General features: G+C 65.2%; 13 protein-coding genes. 5 read left to right on the top strand and 8 right to left on the bottom strand.

What is annotated here, in order from left to right:
• Nucleotides 1-75 precede the first annotated feature (75 nt).
• Nucleotides 76-1,314 (top strand): NAD(P)/FAD-dependent oxidoreductase, encoded by a 1,239-nt coding sequence (locus tag CXZ05_RS02060; RefSeq protein ID WP_102970972.1) that lies wholly within the window; start codon nt 76-78, stop codon nt 1,312-1,314.
• A gap of 54 nt (nt 1,315-1,368) precedes the next feature.
• Complete coding sequence (locus CXZ05_RS02055) at nt 1,369-2,598, top strand: aromatic ring-hydroxylating dioxygenase subunit alpha (protein WP_102970971.1); 1,230 nt, start codon at nt 1,369-1,371, stop codon at nt 2,596-2,598.
• A gap of 37 nt (nt 2,599-2,635) precedes the next feature.
• Here the strand turns inward: CXZ05_RS02055 and CXZ05_RS02050 are convergent, their stop codons facing one another.
• The 8 genes from CXZ05_RS02050 to purU all read right to left on the bottom strand — a co-directional run bounded on the left by CXZ05_RS02050 (nt 2,636) and on the right by purU (nt 12,779).
• A complete protein-coding gene (locus CXZ05_RS02050) occupies nt 2,636-3,445 on the bottom strand; it encodes an IclR family transcriptional regulator (protein WP_102970970.1) in 810 nt (269 codons plus the stop codon).
• A 121-nt stretch (nt 3,446-3,566) separates the two neighbouring features.
• Nucleotides 3,567-4,847 (bottom strand): molybdopterin molybdotransferase MoeA, encoded by a 1,281-nt coding sequence (locus CXZ05_RS02045; protein ID WP_102970969.1) that lies wholly within the window; start codon nt 4,845-4,847, stop codon nt 3,567-3,569.
• Nucleotides 4,848-5,086: 239 nt separating this feature from the next.
• Nucleotides 5,087-7,453: an FdhF/YdeP family oxidoreductase gene (locus CXZ05_RS02040; protein WP_102970968.1), complete on the bottom strand. Its 2,367-nt coding sequence runs from the start codon at nt 7,451-7,453 to the stop codon at nt 5,087-5,089.
• A gap of 45 nt (nt 7,454-7,498) precedes the next feature.
• The gene (locus CXZ05_RS02035) at nt 7,499-7,747 is read right to left on the bottom strand and encodes a hypothetical protein (RefSeq protein WP_102970967.1); all 249 of its coding nucleotides are present in this window, start codon (nt 7,745-7,747) and stop codon (nt 7,499-7,501) included.
• Entirely contained in the window at nt 7,744-8,622 is an 879-nt protein-coding gene (locus tag CXZ05_RS02030) for a bifunctional 5,10-methylenetetrahydrofolate dehydrogenase/5,10-methenyltetrahydrofolate cyclohydrolase (protein WP_102970966.1), read from the bottom strand. Before CXZ05_RS02030 ends, CXZ05_RS02035 begins: the two co-directional genes overlap by 4 nt.
• Entirely contained in the window at nt 8,619-9,245 is a 627-nt protein-coding gene (locus CXZ05_RS02025) for a cyclodeaminase/cyclohydrolase family protein (RefSeq protein WP_102970965.1), read from the bottom strand. The genes CXZ05_RS02030 and CXZ05_RS02025 overlap by 4 nt, the downstream gene beginning before the upstream one ends.
• Nucleotides 9,246-9,317: 72 nt before the next feature.
• Nucleotides 9,318-11,810: an FAD-dependent oxidoreductase gene (locus tag CXZ05_RS02020; RefSeq protein WP_102970964.1), complete on the bottom strand. Its 2,493-nt coding sequence runs from the start codon at nt 11,808-11,810 to the stop codon at nt 9,318-9,320.
• A gap of 54 nt (nt 11,811-11,864) precedes the next feature.
• Entirely contained in the window at nt 11,865-12,779 is a 915-nt protein-coding gene (purU, locus tag CXZ05_RS02015; protein ID WP_102970963.1) for a formyltetrahydrofolate deformylase, read from the bottom strand.
• 116 nt (nt 12,780-12,895) lie between these two features.
• On the opposite strand from purU, the gene CXZ05_RS02010 reads away from it, so the two are divergent.
• The 3 genes from CXZ05_RS02010 to CXZ05_RS02000 all read left to right on the top strand — a co-directional run.
• Complete coding sequence (locus tag CXZ05_RS02010) at nt 12,896-13,576, top strand: GntR family transcriptional regulator (protein WP_102970962.1); 681 nt, start codon at nt 12,896-12,898, stop codon at nt 13,574-13,576.
• A gap of 216 nt (nt 13,577-13,792) precedes the next feature.
• Nucleotides 13,793-15,352, top strand: coding sequence for a glucose-6-phosphate dehydrogenase (gene zwf / locus CXZ05_RS02005; protein ID WP_102970961.1), 1,560 nt, complete (start codon nt 13,793-13,795; stop codon nt 15,350-15,352).
• Nucleotides 15,349-15,683, top strand: a 335-nt coding sequence (locus tag CXZ05_RS02000) for a glucose-6-phosphate dehydrogenase assembly protein OpcA (RefSeq protein ID WP_180987227.1), incomplete at its 3' end; no start/stop codon positions are given. The genes zwf and CXZ05_RS02000, both read left to right, overlap by 4 nt.

The raw sequence follows: 15,683 nt of genomic DNA, 5'->3' as shown, positions 1-15,683 counted from the left end.
GTCATCGTGGCATGGATCACGCTGTTGCATATAGCGATTGTTGTTGCGCCAAACGCAATAGAAAGGGGTGAAGAAATGCAGACACTTGCGATCGTGGGTGCCTCGCTGGCCGGGCTTTCCGCCGCGCGGGCAGCCCGCGCCCAAGGCTTCACCGGACGGCTCGTCATCATTGGCGATGAGGAGCACCGTCCGTACGACAGGCCGCCGCTCTCCAAGGACTTCCTGCTGGGATCCATCACGGCCGAGGACCTGTCCCTGGAGACCGAAACTGACGACCTCGACGCTGAATGGCTGCTGGGTGCGCGTGCAGTCTCCCTGGACGCTGATTCCAAAACCATCGGCCTGGCTGACGGCCGGGTTGTCCAGGCTGATGGCATCGTTATCGCCACCGGCGCACGGGCCCGCCAACTGCCGGCCCTCGCCGGTTTGAGCAATGTCTTCTCCCTGCGCACCCTCGCCGATGCGCAAAGCCTGGCGCCGGAACTGGTGCCGGGAAGCAAGATGGCCGTCATCGGAGCAGGCTTCGTCGGCGCCGAGGTTGCCTCTTCCGCCGCCTCCCGCGGGATGGACGTCACCCTGGTTGACACCAAACCGGTGCCGTTTGCAGCCCAGTTGGGCATGGAGATGGGCTCGGTAGTTGCCGGCCTGCATACCGGGAAAGGTGTCCGGCTCATCTCCTCAGCCGTTGTTGAGGACTTCTACGCAGGCGAAGGAAACGTGACCGGTCTTCGGCTGGCCGACGGAACGTTCGTCGCCGCCGACGTTGTGGTGGTGGGCATCGGCGCGGAGCCGAACGTTGAATGGCTCGCCGGTTCCGGCGTGAAGGTCGACGGCGGCGTGCTGTGCGATGCGATGGGGCGCACCAACGTTCCGGGCATTATGGCAGTGGGCGACTGCGCCGCCTGGTTTGACGCCGCTGTCGATAGGCACCGCCGGGTGGAGCACTGGACAGGAGCGCTGGAGCGGGCGGCCCTGGCTGTGCAGGCGCTGCTCGATGACGACGCCCCGGCGCAGCCGCTGAAGCCCCCGTACTTCTGGTCAGACCAGCACGGGGTGAAAATCCAGTTCGCCGGCCACTCGGCCGGATACGACCGTCTGGACGTCGAAGCGGGGGACGCCGAGCACAGCCTGCTGGCCGTGTACTACCGGGAAGACGTTCCTGTCGCCGTTCTAGGCATGAACCAGCCACGGCTGTTCACCAAGTGGCGCCGGAGCCTCGCGCCGTCTGCGCCGAAGCCGGCAGCCGCCGTCGTGCCCCCAGTTTTGACGCCGGCGGGCGAACCCGCCCTTGCTGGCGCCGCCGCGGGGCTTTAGCCCCAACTCTTCTTGTAATTCGTGCTGTTTGTGTTGTTTTGTTAGGAGAACAAATTGTCTGTTGAGGTATCCACCCCGAGCCTGATTCCGACGCTGGGCGGTCATTTGTACACGGACCCGGCGATCTTCCGGGCCGAGCAGGAGCGTATTTTCGAGCAGATGTGGTTCTGCGCGATTCGGTCCTCGGACCTGGACAAGCCTGGGGCGTGGCAGACGGTGCAGGTGGGCCGGGAAAGCGTGCTGATCTCGCGGACCCGTAAGGGCGAGATCCGGGCGTTTTACAACGTCTGCCGGCACCGCGGCGTGAAGCTGTGCATGGAGGAAAAGGGCGAAGCTGCCCGCAACTTCCAGTGCCCGTACCACGCTTGGACCTATGACTTCGAAGGCAAGCTGATCGCGGCCCCGAACCTGACCAAGATGCCGGACATCGACCGTGATGAGTACGGCCTGTCCAAGGTCCACATCCGTGAATACCTGGGCTATGTGTGGGTTTGCCTGGCTGAGGAGCCGCCGTCCTTCGAAGAGGAAGTGATGGGCGCGATCGAGGAGCGCTTGGGCAGCGTGCACGCCATCGACGGGTACGACGTCGCAAACCTGTCTGTGGGGCGTCGTATCCGCTATGACGTGAAGGCGAACTGGAAGCTCATCATTGAGAATTTCATGGAGTGCTACCACTGCGCCACCATCCACCCGGAGCTGACCGAGGTCCTGCCCGAGTTCGCCGACGGTTTGGCCGCCCAGTACTTCGTGGGCCACGGTGCGGAGTTCGGTGATGACATCAAGGGCTTCACCGTGGACGGTTCCGAGGGCCTGGACCTGATTCCCGGTGTGGCAGAAGACCAGGACCGCCGCTACTACGCGATCACGATCAAGCCGACCGTGTTCGTGAACCTGGTTCCGGACCACGTGATCATCCATCGCATGTTCCCGATGTCCGCAGACCACACGATCGTCGAATGCGACTGGCTGTACCTGCCCTCAGTGGTGGAGTCCGGCAAGGACGTCACCGCCTCCGTTGAGCTGTTCCATCGCGTGAACATGCAGGACTTCGACGCGTGCGAGCGGTGCCAGCCGGGCATGGCTTCCAAGTCCTACGCGAAGGGCGGCGTGCTCGTCCCCAGCGAACACCACATTGGTGCTTTCCACGACTGGGTCCAGGAAAAGGTTGGCGACGTCCCGCTGTCCGGAGAAGCCCTGCTGGGCCTCACGGCGGACACCCCGCCGCTGGAGGAACGGGCCGAAACCCTCGAGCGCAAAGAAGCCGCACCAACCCCGGCCTCCTAAACGCTCATTTCGATGACCCCGGACCCTCGGTCCGGGGTCATCGGTGGGTGTAGCCCATCTTTCCGCTTACGGTCAGGCCGGCCTCCTGGAGCCCCTGGATCAGGCCGGGGGTATTTTCCGGATCGAAGCGGAAGGCAGGCCCGGAGATGCTGACGGCCCCGATGACCGTCCCGAAGTGGTTGTAAACGGGCACGGCAACAGCGTTTAGGCCGATCTCGAATTCCTCATGAACAACGGCGTAGCCGTCGCGGGAAACGTCGAGGAGCTGGTTCTCCAAGGTATCCCGGTCCGTGATTGTCCGCGGGGTGCGGGCCGGAAGGCCCGCCTCCTGGAGGATCCGGGACCGTTCTTCAACCGGCAGGGCTGCCAGCAGTACTTTGCCGCTGGAGGTGGCGTGGAGGGGCGTGAGGCTGCCCACCCAGTCGGATGTTGCCAGCGTCGACGGGCCCATGGCCTGGTCGACGTTCACCGCGTAGCTGGAACGCAGGACGGCGAGGTTGACGGTTTCCTTGTATTGGTCCGCGAGGCTCTCCAGGATGGGCCGCGCCTCGTGGACCAGGCTCAGCCGGCCGGGAATGGAGCTCGCCAGGCGAAGGATGCCGAATCCCAGCTGATACTTGCCGCGGTCATTGTTCTGCCGCACGATCTCCCTGGACACCAGCGAGCCGAGCAGCCGCGAAACGGTGGACTTGTGAACCCCCATTTCGTCGGCGATGTCACTGACGCCTGCGTGCCCGTCCCTGGCGATGATTTCCAGGATCTGGAGGGCGCGGTCTACGGACTGGACGCCGCCTCCGCCTTGGGCGTCTGCATCCCGGTCGTTCCCTGGTTCGTCTCTTGCAGCCATCAGAGGTGCTCCCATGTTGTCGCCGTGACCAGCGTTCAGGCTCTGCGCTACTCCGCCTGCTTCACAACTCTGATCCTAGACTGCGACGAACCCCGACCGTCATTTTCCCTGAACCCAACGTCTACATTCCGGACGCAAAGAACCCCGGAAGCTCGGGGCGCCACGGGAGCGCAAATGCCGGAACCGGCTCACCCAGCTGAACGCCACGGGACGGAACCACCATGACGCCGTCGGCAGTGGCCAGTCCGCGCATCATCCCGGGGCCGGTGTAGTGGGCGGGAGTCGCCAGGTCCTTGACCCAGCGGAACGGCATGAGCCGGGTGGACGCACGGTGGGCGTCGATGGCGGTGCCGCACGGCACCCGGCTGATGCCGGGCAGCGGCTGGTGGCCGAGGGCGGCCAACAGCGGACCGCCAACGGTGAAGAGCGCCATGAGGGCGGCGAGCGGGTTGCCGGGAAGCCCGACGACGAACCGGCCGTTTGGCAGTTTGCCCAGGGCGGCGGGGTGACCGGGCCGCATGGCGATGCCGTCGATGAGGAGTCGCCCGCCGAGCGCTACCACGGCATTCCGGAAATGGTCAGCGCCCGAGCGCCCTGTGCCCCCGGTGGTCACCACGACATCGGGCCACTGCCCCATCGGCGCTTCGGCGCTACCGAGAGCCGTGAGCCATTCCTCGTAGGAGTCCCCGATCCGGATCAGCGGCCCCGGGACACCCCCGAGCATCTGGATGACTGTGCTGAGCTGTGGCCCGAAGGCGTCCCTGACCTGTCCCGGTTCCGGGATCCTGGCCGTGACCACCTCTGAGCCGGTGACCAGCATCTTGACCAGAGGCTTGCCGCGCACGGTCAACTGGTCGAAGCCGGCGACGGCGGCCAGGGCGATATGCGCAGGGTTCAAGGCCGTTCCGGCGGGGATCAGCACCTCGCCGGCTGCCGCTTCCTCGCCCGACCTGCGGATGTGCTGGCCCGGGCGGGGTTCGCCGGGGGAGGCCCCGTTTCCCAGCAGCAATGTAGCCCGGCCGCTGGCGTCCGTGGCAAGCCGTCCGCTCTCCACTCGGAGCACCGCTTGCGTGCCCGGGGGGATCGTGCCACCGGTGACCACAGGGCTGGCCTCTCCGTTGCGGAGGGCCTTTCCCGGTTCCGTCAATGTCCAGGGGCCGTCCCCGCTAACCGTCCAGCCGTCCATGGCGGATGAAGCGTAGTGGGGCATCTCCTGCAGCGCGACGACGTCGGCCGCCAGGGTTCTGCCGTTCGCCTCCGCAAGCGGGACACGCTCCGGTCCGAGGGGCACGGCGCAGTCGAAGGCCAGGCGGCGTGCTTCCGCCCACGAGTGCTCCCCGTGAGCGGCAGGCCCGCCATCCTCGCCGGGCCGGTCGACGGTTTGAAGGGCTAGAGCTACCACTGGTCGTCCCCTCGCTGGATGGTTGCGGGCTGTCGACACGCCTGGCGGTGGCGTCCTTGCAGACATGCCCACCGCTGCTGTTCGTTTCCCGAAAGCGGTGCTCCGGCGCTTACCTCCCCAGGTATTTCAGGCCTCCGAAACACCGTTTACGGGAAACGAAACAGCTCTATGCCCTTGGCGGTGCGGGCTTGGGCGTCGCAGCCGGTGAACTGATATTCCAAATATATCGTAAAGATATATCAGTGAGGAAGGGCTGCAAGCATCTGATTTTCCCGTGCCTGAACTCCGGCCGGTTCCAGCCGGACGACGACGGACTTCGAGGTCGGGGTTCCGCTGGTGTCGGCCACGGAGTCCAGTGGTACCAGCACGTTGGTTTCCGGGTAGTAGGCGGCTGCGCAGCCCTTCGGTGTCGAGTAGCTGACGATGCGGAAGTTCTCCGCACGGCGCTCGGTGCCCCGGAACTCTGAGACCAGGTCCACCATGTCGCCGTCGGCATAGCCCAGCTCGGAGATGTCCACCTCGCTGACCAGCACCACGCGCCGGCCGCCATGGATTCCGCGGTACCGGTCGTCCTTTCCGTAGATCGTGGTGTTGTACTGGTCGTGGGAACGCAGGGTCTGCAGGATCAGTCGGCCGGGGGGAACCTGAAGGTACTCCAGGGCATTGGACGTGAAGTGCGCCTTGCCGGACGGGGTCTTGAATTCCCTGTTGTCCCGTGGCGGGTGGGGCAGAACGAAGCCCCCGGGGTGCTGGATTCTCTCCTCGAAATTCTCGAAGCCATCGATGACAGCCTCGATGTGCTTCCTGACCAGCGCGTAGTCGTCCCGGAGCGAGAGCCAGTCGGCCACCGGCGTGTCGGGAAGGGGCTGGCCGCTGGCGTCCGTGAACACCCTGTGCGCGAGGTTGCAGACAATGGCCACCTCGGACATCAGGTGCTCGCTGGCGGGTTTGAGCCGGCCGCGGGATGCGTGCACAGCACTCATTGAGTCCTCCACCGTGACCCTCTGGTCACCGGACCGCTGGGTGTCCCGCTCGGTGCGGCCCAGTGTGGGGAGGATCAGGGCGCGCTTCCCCGTCGACAGGTGCGAATGGTTCAGTTTCGTCGAGATCTGCACGGTCAGCCGGGTATTGGCCAGGGCTTTCTCGGTGGCTTCCGAGTCCGGTGCAGCCCGCACGAAGTTCCCGCCCATGCCCACGAACAGCCTGACCTTGCCGTCACGCATCGCCCGAATTGCGGCTACCGTGTCGTAGCCGTGCGCCCGGGGCGAGCGGAACTGGAATTCCTGGTCCAGCCGGTCGTGGAAGCCCTCGGGCATCCGTTCGAAGATGCCCATGGTCCGGTCGCCCTGGACATTGGAATGTCCGCGGACCGGGCAGACTCCCGCTCCGGGCTTGCCGATGTTGCCCTGCAGCAGCAGCACATTGACGACGTCGCGAAGGGTGGGAACTGAGTGCTTGTGCTGCGTCAGGCCCATCGCCCAGCAGACGATGGTGGAACCTGACGCCAGGAGCCGTTCACCGGTGGCGTTGATCTGCTCCATGGTCAGTCCGGTCGCCTCGACGATGTCGTCCCACTGCACCTGTTCCAGCTGCGAAAGGTAGGACTCGAGGCCCACCGTATGGTTGCTGATGAAGTCGTGGTCAAAAACCGTGGACAGGCCCGGGGTGTTCCTGCCAGCGCGTTCCGCGTCCAGCAGGTACTTCCCGAGGCCCTGGAACAGTGCCTGGTCGCCGCCGGCCCTGATCTGCAGGAAGTCATCTGTCAGCTCCGTGCCCACCAGCGTTCCCGCGATGGTCTGCGGGTTCTCGAAGTGCAGGAGCCCGGCCTCGGGGAGCGGATTGACGGATACGATGGCGGCGCCGTTTTTCTTGGCCTTCTCCAGGGCACTGAGCATGCGCGGATGGTTTGTTCCCGGGTTCTGGCCCGCCACGAAGATGAGGGACGCCGTTTCCAGGTCCTTGAGGCTGACCGAGCCCTTGCCGATGCCTATGGTTTCCACCAGTGCGGACCCGGAAGACTCGTGGCACATGTTTGAACAGTCCGGGAGGTTGTTCGTGCCCACTCCGCGGACGAGCAGCTGGTACATGAACGCCGCCTCATTGGAAGTCCGTCCGGACGTGTAGAAAACGCTCTGGTCGGGGTGGTCCATCTCCCTGAGTTCTTGGGCGACGAGTTCCAGGGCGTCGTCCCAGTCGATGGGCCTGTAGTGGGTTGCGCCCTCATCCAGGACCATCGGGTGGGTCAGCCTTCCCTGCTGCCCCAGCCAGTAGTCATCGCGTGTCTGCAGTTCGGCGACGGAATGCGTGGCGAAAAACTCCGGGCCGACACGGCGGCGGGTGGCTTCCTCCGCCACCGCCTTCGCACCGTTCTCGCAGAATTCCGCCGCATTCCGCTTCTCATGTTCCGGCCAGGCGCAGCCCATGCAGTCAAACCCGTCGATCTGGTTGACGGCCATCAGCGTCTGGACGCTGCGCAGGGGACCCATCTGCTCCAGCGAGATTTTCAGGGCGTTGGCCACCGCGGGGATGCCCACGGCCTTGGTTTTGGGTTTGCTGACGGTCAGCCTTGACTCGTCGATGTTCTCGCGTGGGGCTTTGGACGCCATTGGCTCTTCCTTAAATCTTTGCCGGGCAATGAGGGCGTGCGTTGACTAGGGAACTTCGACCGTGATGATGTCGCCGTCCTCGCGGAAGAACATGCGACGGCCGCCCCCGAAGGCCAGAACCAGCCAGACGATGCGGCCATCCTCGGTCAGGTCGTCGATCCAGCCGCTGTGGGGAACGGTGTACGACTCCAGCACGGTGACGAAATCGCCTGGCATGAGCGCGTTCCAGTCCGCCACGACCTTGGTGCTGGTGGGCTGAAGCGCTGTGCTGCGCGCGATGACTGCCTCGGTCATCGCGTGAGGACTGGAGTCCGGGCTGCACGGAACTGTTCGCGCGCCGCTTCGGCGGTGTGGAGGAGCAGCAGTGCGGTGGTGACTGAGCCGACACCGCCGGGGACCGGCGTCAGCGCTGCAGCGACCGGCCGGACACTGGCTTCGTCGACGTCGCCGGCGAGCGAGCCATCGGAAAGCACGTTGGTTCCCACATCGATGATCACTGAATGCTCCGAAACATCCGTCCCGGTGAGCAACCCGGTGCGGCCCGCGGCAACAACCACGACGTCGGCATCCTTGGTGTACTTGCCGAGGGCCCCGGACTTCGAGTGGCAGACGGTGGTGGTGGCATCCTTCTGCAGCAGCAGCAGGGACAGCGGCTTGCCGACGACGGTGGAACGGCCCACCACCACCACGTTGCGCCCGGCCACCGGGATCTCGAAGTGGTCCAGCATTTCAACAACGGCGCGTGCCGTGGCCGGCGCGAACGCACGTTCCCCTACGGCGAGAAGTCCGAGGCTCACCGGGTTGGCACCGTCGATGTCCTTTTCCGGGGCGATGCACTTGACCAGTTCCTGGGTTTTGACGCCGGGGGGCAGGGGAGTCTGCAGGATGATGCCATTGACGGAGGGCTCTGCGCTGAGGTCCTTCAGCACGGCTATGAGCACCTGTTCGGTCGCGTCGTGGCCGACGTCGATGATCCTGCACCCGATGCCGGCGTTTTCCGCGGCGCGCTCTATGGAGCGAACGTACCAGTGAGTGGAGCTGTCCTCGGTCGCAACCACGACGGCGAGGGTGGGGCGTGAGCCTTCTTCGGCCAGCGCCGCGGCCTGGGCAGTTGCCTGCTGCTGGATCAGCTTGGCCAGGGGCTTGCCGGAAAGCACAGATGCCGTCATCGGAGGATCCTTTCCCGTACCTGGCGTGAGAGCGAGTCAGCCGCCAGAACGACTTTTTCTTCAAGGCCATCTGTTTGTTCCGCCACTACGGCGCGCGCCTGGGCATCCTTGATGGCGACGACGTTGATGTCGATGTTGACGCGGGCAGTGGTCGCCGCTGCCCTGGCCGCATCGGCGGCTGCGGCAATGTCGCTGATGACATTCGGGTTCGCAATATCCAGAAGCTCGGACGCGAGTTCCACCACGGCACCTGACAACTTGATCAGCCGGGCCGGCGGTTGGGCAGCCTGGCCAAGTGCGTCGTCGATGGCGGCTACACGCGCCGCACGCTCAGGGTCGCTGGCGGCGGGCAGCTTGTAAGAGGCGATCACAGCCTTGAAGGCAGCTTCGTCGGCGTCGGCCAGCCCCAGCGTCTCGCCGACGAGCCGGTCGGCGGTGGCAATGATTCTGGATGTCGTCTCGGCGTGCTGCTCATATTTGCCGCCGGTGCTGAACCGTGCCACCATCGCCACCAGGGCTGCACCTTGCGCCGCGTGCAGCGCCGCGGCCGCGCCGCCACCAGGGGTGGGCTTCCGCGAAGCAAGCCTGCCGAGGTAGTCATTAATTGTTTCTGAACCGATCATTTGTCCATTCCTGGGCTGATAGAGGCTGGAGCGGAAAAGGGGGCTGCGTGGCCCCGAAGGGCCCTGCGGTGCTTAGCCGCGGAGCCTGGTCATTTTCGGGTCGTAGAGCGGCTCTTCCGAAACAGTGGCCGTGATGCGCCGTCCGAAGTATTCGATCTCGACGGAATCGCCCACCGAAACGGTGGCCGGGAGGTAGGCGTAGGCGATCGGCTTGGCCACGGTGTACGCGTAGGCGGCGCTGGTCACGTAGCCGACTGCCTGCTCCTTGTAGAACACTGGCTCCTTGCCCAGGACGATGGACCGGCCGTCGTCGACGGCCAGGCACCGCAGCCGGCGGGCGGAGCCCTCCTCGGTCCGGCCGTCGAGTGCGGCCTTGCCGATGAAGCTCTCCTTGGCCATCTTGACGGCGAATCCGAGGCCTGCTTCGAAGGGGTCGTGTTCGGTGGTCATGTCCGATCCCCAGGAGCGGTAGCCCTTTTCGAGGCGCAGGGAGCTGAACGCCGCCCGTCCGGCCGCGATGACTCCGAAGGGCTGTCCTGCCTGCCAGAGCGCATCCCAGAGCCGTTGTCCGTTGTCGGCGCTGGTGTATAGCTCCCAGCCGAGTTCGCCGACATAGGACAGCCGCATGGCCGTGACCGGGACCCCGCCGATGACGGCGCTCTTTGCCCGGAAGTACTTCAGGCCGTCGTTGGTGAAGTCATCGTCGCTGACCTTGCTGACCAGGTCGCGGGCCAGGGGACCCCAGAGGCCGATGCAGCAGGTGCCGCCGGTGGTGTCGCGGACCTGGACCCAGTCAGAGGCGGACCCGCTTTGCGTCTGGTGCCGGGCTGCCCGTGTGAAGTAGGCGGTGTCGATGTTGCCGTTGGCTCCGAGCTGGAAGGTGTCCTCGCTCAGGCGGGCCACGGTGATGTCGCTGCGCACGCCGCCGGCGTGGTCCAGCAGGAGCGTGTAGGTGACGGCCCCGGGCTTCTTGTCCAGGTCCGCCGTCGTCAGTTCCTGAAGCAGTTTCAGGGCTCCGGGACCGGATACTTCCAGGCGCTTGAGCGGTGTCATGTCGTACATGGCGACGGCCGTGCGGGTTTTCCATGCTTCGGCGGCGGCGATGGGGGAGCTGAACATGTTGGACCAGGCGTCCCGGGCCGGCGGCAGCCATTCGGCCGGCATCTCCTTGAGGAGGGCGGCGTTGGATTCGAACCAGTACGGCCGTTCCCAGCCGCCGGACTCCAGGAAGAAGGCCCCGAGTTCCTTGTGCCGGGCATGGAAGGGGCTGACGCGCAGGTTGCGCGGGGAGAGCTTGGGCTGGAGCGGGTGGAGGACGTCGTAAATCTCCACGAAGTTCTGCTGCGAGGTCTCGCTGACGTACTCGGGGGTGAGCTGCACGTCCTCGAAGCGGGTGATGTCGCACTCGCCCAGGTCCGTTTCGGACTTGCCTGTGGTCAGCAGTTCTGCCATCGCCTTGGCAACACCGGCGGAGTGCGTGACCCAGACGGCCTCTGCGACATAGAAGCCGTCGAGTTCCTTGGACTCGCCAAGGAGGGGTCCGCCGTCGGGGGTGAAGGAGAAGATGCCGTTGAAGCCGTCCTCGATGTCGCTTTCTGCCAGTCCGGGAAGAAGCTGCTTTGAGGCCTCCCACGCCGGCAGGAAGTCCTCCAGGGTGAAGTCCAGGCGGGACGGCATGTTGTGTTCGCTGACGTTCTCCGGGGCATAGGTTCCCAGAGTGTCGACGTCGACGGGCATGGGGCGGTGGGCATAGGAGCCGATGCCGTAGCGGTCGCCGTGTTCGCGGTAGTAGAGGTCCTGGTCCTGGTGGCGCAGGATCGGCAGGGTGGCTCCGTTCGGAAGTTCATTGCGGCCGCTCAGCGCGGGGACCGCCGTCGTCTTCACGTACTGGTGGGCCAGCGGGAGCAGGGGAACCGCCATGCCGATCATGGCGCCGATCTTCGCGCCCCAGAACCCGGCACACGAGATGACGATGTCGGCCGGAATGATGCCCTCGGAAGTCTCGACGCCGGTGACCCGCCGTCCGGACTGCCCGATTCCCGTCACGGTGGTGGAGCCGCGGTACTTAACCCCGGCGGCCTCGGTGCGCTTGATCAGCAGCTGGACGGCACGCGCAGCGTTTGCCAGGCCATCGCTTGGCACATAGAGGCCGCCCAGGATGTTCCCGTCGTCGAGGAGCGGGTAGAGCTCCTTGCATTCGGCCGAAGAGAGGATCCGTCCTTCGATTCCCCAGGAGGCTGCGTAGCCCAGCTTGCGCTTGAGGTCGGCGAGCCGGGTTTCGGTGGTGGCGACTTCCAGGCCGCCCACCTGGTTGAAGCAGCCCACGCCGTCCTCGGTCAGCGACAGCAGCTTTTCCACCGTGTACTTGGCGAACGACGCCATGGTCTTGGACGGGTTGGTCTGGAAGACCAGGCCCGGAGCGTGGGACGTGGAGCCGCCGGGCATGTTCAGCGGCCCCTGGTCCAGGACAGTGATGTTGTTCCAGCCCCGGGCGACCAGTTCGTCGGCCAGGTTCGTGCCGACGATGCCGGCTCCGATGATGACAATACGTGGCGTCGATGCCATGTGGTTCTCCTGCTGATTTAGATAGTGGGCTTCCGCTGCCTGTAGGTGGCTGCTTTAGCGGAAGACGATGGTGCTGGCCTGGTCGACCAGCACGCGGTGCTCGCAGTGCCACCGCACTGCCCGGGACAACGCCAGGGCCTCAGCGTCCTGCCCGATGGTGGAAAGCGTGGTGGGCCCGTAGCTGTGGTCGACGCGAATGACTTCCTGCTCGATGATCGGGCCCTCATCAAGATCGGCGGTGACGTAGTGGGCAGTTGCCCCCACCAGCTTGACGCCGCGGTCGTAGGCCTGGTGGTAGGGCCGCGCGCCCTTGAACCCCGGCAGGAACGAGTGGTGGATGTTGATGGCCCTGCCCTCGAGGGACCGGCACAGGTCATCGGAAAGCACCTGCATGTACCGGGCCAGGACGACGAGGTCGATGTTGTACTCATCCACGAGCTCGAGCAGGCGCCGCTCGGCATCCTGCTTGGTGTCCGCAGTCACCGGGATGTGAATGAAAGGAAGGCCGGCGGCCTCGGCCATGGCCCGGTGCGTTTCGTGGTTGGAAACCACCAGGGCCAGGTCCCCGCCGAGGCTGCCGCCCCGCCAGCGGAAAATCAGGTCGTTGAGGCAGTGCCCGAACTTGGACACCATGACCAGAACCCGCTGCTTGGTCTCGTCATGGACGTTGAACTTCATCTCAAAGCGTTCCGCGATGGGGCGGAACTCCTCTTCAAGCTTCTGCAGATCGTAATCCGTGGCTCCCGAGAAAGCCGTGCGCAGGTGCAGGGTCTGGCGCAGGCCGTCGTCGAACTGCTGGTGCTCTTCGATGTTGAATCCGCGCTCGAACAGGAAAGTGGTTACTGCCTGGACGATGCCGGCACGTTCGACACACGACAGTGTGAGTACGAACCTGCCGGTTTTGGTTTCTTCAGAGGCTTCTGTCTGCGCAGCCGGCCTGGTTTTTGTGGCGGTGTCCACAACAGTCATGTCGCATCCTTTAGATATATGGCTGATCACCTTATTGATATATCAGGGCTGGTTGTCAGCGTATACTGGTGCGCGGATGTGGTCAATAGATGTTGGCCCCTGGGAGAGGCGGAGCGGTGGCGTTTGAATCTTTGGCGGTGTCGGAGGCCGGAGGTTCGAGGTCCCTGGCCGATGTGGCCTATGAACGGATCCGCGACAGCCTGCTGACCCTGGAGATCCGGCCTGGCGATCCGCTGTACGACGAGGGGATTGCCAAGGAACTCGGCATCGGGCGCACTCCGGTCAGGGAAGCGCTTAAACGGCTGGAAGTGGACCGGCTCGTTGTGACTTATCCAAGGCGCGGTACCTTCGCAACACGGGTGGAGGTCACGGACCTCGCATTTATCTCAGAAATCAGGGCCCAACTGGAGCCCCTTGCTGCCGCCCGTGCCGCCCGGGTGGCCACCGCAGCAGCGCGGGAGCGTCTCCGCCTCATCGTGGAGGAGGTCGAGTCCTTCGACGTGGACAGCGCATCAGTGGTGGAGACGTTGCGGCTGGACGCCAGGGTACACCAGGGAATTTATGCCGCAGCAGCGAACCCGCACCTGGAAGACGTTCTAATCCGCTACGACAATCTCGCGACGCGCATTTGGTGCTTAGTGCTGGACCGCCTGCCAAACCTTTCCCGGCATGTGCACGAGCACGTCGACCTGCTTGAAGCGGTGATCAAAGGGGACGAGGCCCAGGCCGCGGAACTCGCCCGCGTTCACGTCGACGGCTTTGAGAAGGCCGTGCGGACGGCGCTGTTCGCAGCCTAGCCCTTGTTGTTGTCCGGCAACGACGACGGCGGGACGTCGCCTCGCCGTCGTGAAGCGCACCCATCCTAAAGGGTGGGTGGCGCCGCCCGGTTTGGTGGTTCAACGCTACCCGGGCAGGTGACAGCCTTAGAGCAAATACCCTGTGGCCGACGGCGCCTTGCCGCATCCGGAAGTGAGCGCGGGTCCGCCACTGAGAGCTAAGGCCCTGAATTAACCATGCCAGATACCTTGAACGGCAGAAGGTCAGCGGGCCGGTCCGGGAACCCTTTGCGGGATCCGCGGGACCGGCGGCTGAACCGGATTGCCGGACCGTCCTCGCTTGTGCTCTTCGGAGTCACCGGGGACCTTGCCCGTAAGAAGCTCATGCCCGCCGTGTATGACCTCGCCAACCGGGGCCTGTTGCCGCCCAGCTTCGCGCTGGTCGGTTTCGGCCGGCGGGACTGGGACAACGAGGACTTTGCCGCGGAGGTCAAGGACGCCGTGAAGTCCTACGCACGGACCCCGTTTGATGAGGCGGTCTGGAACCAGCTCTCGGAGGGCATCCGGTTCGTGCAGGGCGCGTTCGACGACGATTCGGCGTTTGAGCGGCTCGGCGAGACGATCAAGGAACTCGACGAGAACCGTGGCACCCGCGGCAACCACGCGTTCTACCTCTCCATCCCGCCGAAGGCCTTCGAACAGGTCTGCCGGCAGCTGTCCAAGCACGGCCTCGCGCAGGCCGGGGGTGAGAAGTGGCGGCGGGTGGTGATTGAGAAGCCGTTCGGGCACGACCTCGAATCGGCCCGGCAGCTTAACGACATTGTGGAATCGGTGTTCCCGGCCGACGCGGTGTTCCGGATCGATCATTACCTGGGCAAGGAGACGGTCCAGAACATTCTGGCGTTGCGGTTCGCGAACCAGCTGTTCGAGCCGTTGTGGAACGCGAACTACGTGGACCACGTCCAGATCACCATGGCCGAGGACATCGGCACCGGCGGCCGGGCCGGGTATTACGACGGCGTGGGCGCGGCCCGCGACGTGATCCAGAACCACCTGCTGCAGCTGCTGGCGTTGACGGCGATGGAGGAGCCGATCTCCTTCAACGCCGATGACCTGCGGGCGGAGAAGGAAAAGGTCCTCGCCGCGGTGCGTTTGCCGGAGGACCTGTCCACCCATTCGGCCCGCGGCCAGTTCGCCGGCGGGTGGCAGGGCGGCGAGCAGGTCCAGGGGTATCTGGAGGAGGAGGGCATCCCGGCCGACTCGACGACCGAAACGTATGCCGCGATCCGGGTGGACATCAACACGCGGCGCTGGAACGGGGTGCCGTTCTACCTGCGCGCCGGGAAGCGGCTCGGACGCCGGGTCACGGAGATCGCGGTGGTGTTCAAGCGCGCACCGAACCTGCTGTTCCGTGACCATGGCGACGATGATTTCGGCCAGAACGCGGTGGTGATCCGGGTCCAGCCCGATGAGGGCGCCACGATCCGGTTCGGGTCCAAGGTTCCCGGCACCCAGATGGAAGTGAGGGATGTGACCATGGACTTCGGCTACGGGCACTCGTTCACCGAGTCCAGCCCCGAAGCCTACGAGCGGCTGATCCTGGACGTACTCCTGGGCGAGCCGCCGCTGTTCCCGCGGCACGAGGAAGTGGAGCTGTCCTGGAAGATCCTGGACCCCTTCGAAGAGTACTGGGCCGGGCTGGGTGAACAGCCCGAGCCCTACGCGCCCGGCAGCTGGGGCCCGGCCTCGGCCGATGAGCTGCTAGCCCGCGACGGACGCACCTGGAGAAGGCCATGATCGTAGACCTGCCCAACACCACCACCTCGAAGGTTTCCAAGAAGATCCAGTCCCTGCGCGAGCAGGGCGGGGTGATCGCGCTCGGCCGGGTCCTCACCCTCGTGGTGGTCACCAAATCCGGGCTCGAAGAAGAAGCGATCGAGGCCGCGAACGAGGCCAGCCGCGAACACCCCTGCCGGATCATCGTGCTCGCCGACGCCGGCTCGTCCGCGCCGAACCGGCTCGACGCGCAGATCCGGGTCGGCGGGGACGCCGGCGCCTCGGAGGTCATCGTGCTGCGCGGCTTCGGGGAACTCGCCGAGGAATCCGAGTCCCTCGTGGCCGCGCTGCT

Source organism: Arthrobacter sp. AFG20 (assembly GCF_002892795.1).
In the GTDB taxonomy this organism is placed as follows: domain Bacteria; phylum Actinomycetota; class Actinomycetes; order Actinomycetales; family Micrococcaceae; genus Arthrobacter.
The sequence above is the reverse complement of the archived record's forward strand: the minus strand, read 5'-3'. Positions and strand labels throughout refer to the sequence as shown.

Coding starts and splice junctions, on each gene's coding strand:
- CXZ05_RS02060 (WP_102970972.1), top strand. CDS start 76: ATGCAGACACTTGCGATCGTGGGTGCCTCGCTGGCCGGGCTTTCCGCC.
- CXZ05_RS02050 (WP_102970970.1), bottom strand. CDS start 3,445: ATGGCTGCAAGAGACGAACCAGGGAACGACCGGGATGCAGACGCCCAA.
- CXZ05_RS02040 (WP_102970968.1), bottom strand. CDS start 7,453: ATGGCGTCCAAAGCCCCACGCGAGAACATCGACGAGTCAAGGCTGACC.
- CXZ05_RS02035 (WP_102970967.1), bottom strand. CDS start 7,747: ATGACCGAGGCAGTCATCGCGCGCAGCACAGCGCTTCAGCCCACCAGC.
- CXZ05_RS02030 (WP_102970966.1), bottom strand. CDS start 8,622: ATGACGGCATCTGTGCTTTCCGGCAAGCCCCTGGCCAAGCTGATCCAG.
- CXZ05_RS02025 (WP_102970965.1), bottom strand. CDS start 9,245: ATGATCGGTTCAGAAACAATTAATGACTACCTCGGCAGGCTTGCTTCG.
- CXZ05_RS02020 (WP_102970964.1), bottom strand. CDS start 11,810: ATGGCATCGACGCCACGTATTGTCATCATCGGAGCCGGCATCGTCGGC.
- purU (WP_102970963.1), bottom strand. CDS start 12,779: ATGACTGTTGTGGACACCGCCACAAAAACCAGGCCGGCTGCGCAGACA.
- zwf (WP_102970961.1), top strand. CDS start 13,793: ATGCCAGATACCTTGAACGGCAGAAGGTCAGCGGGCCGGTCCGGGAAC.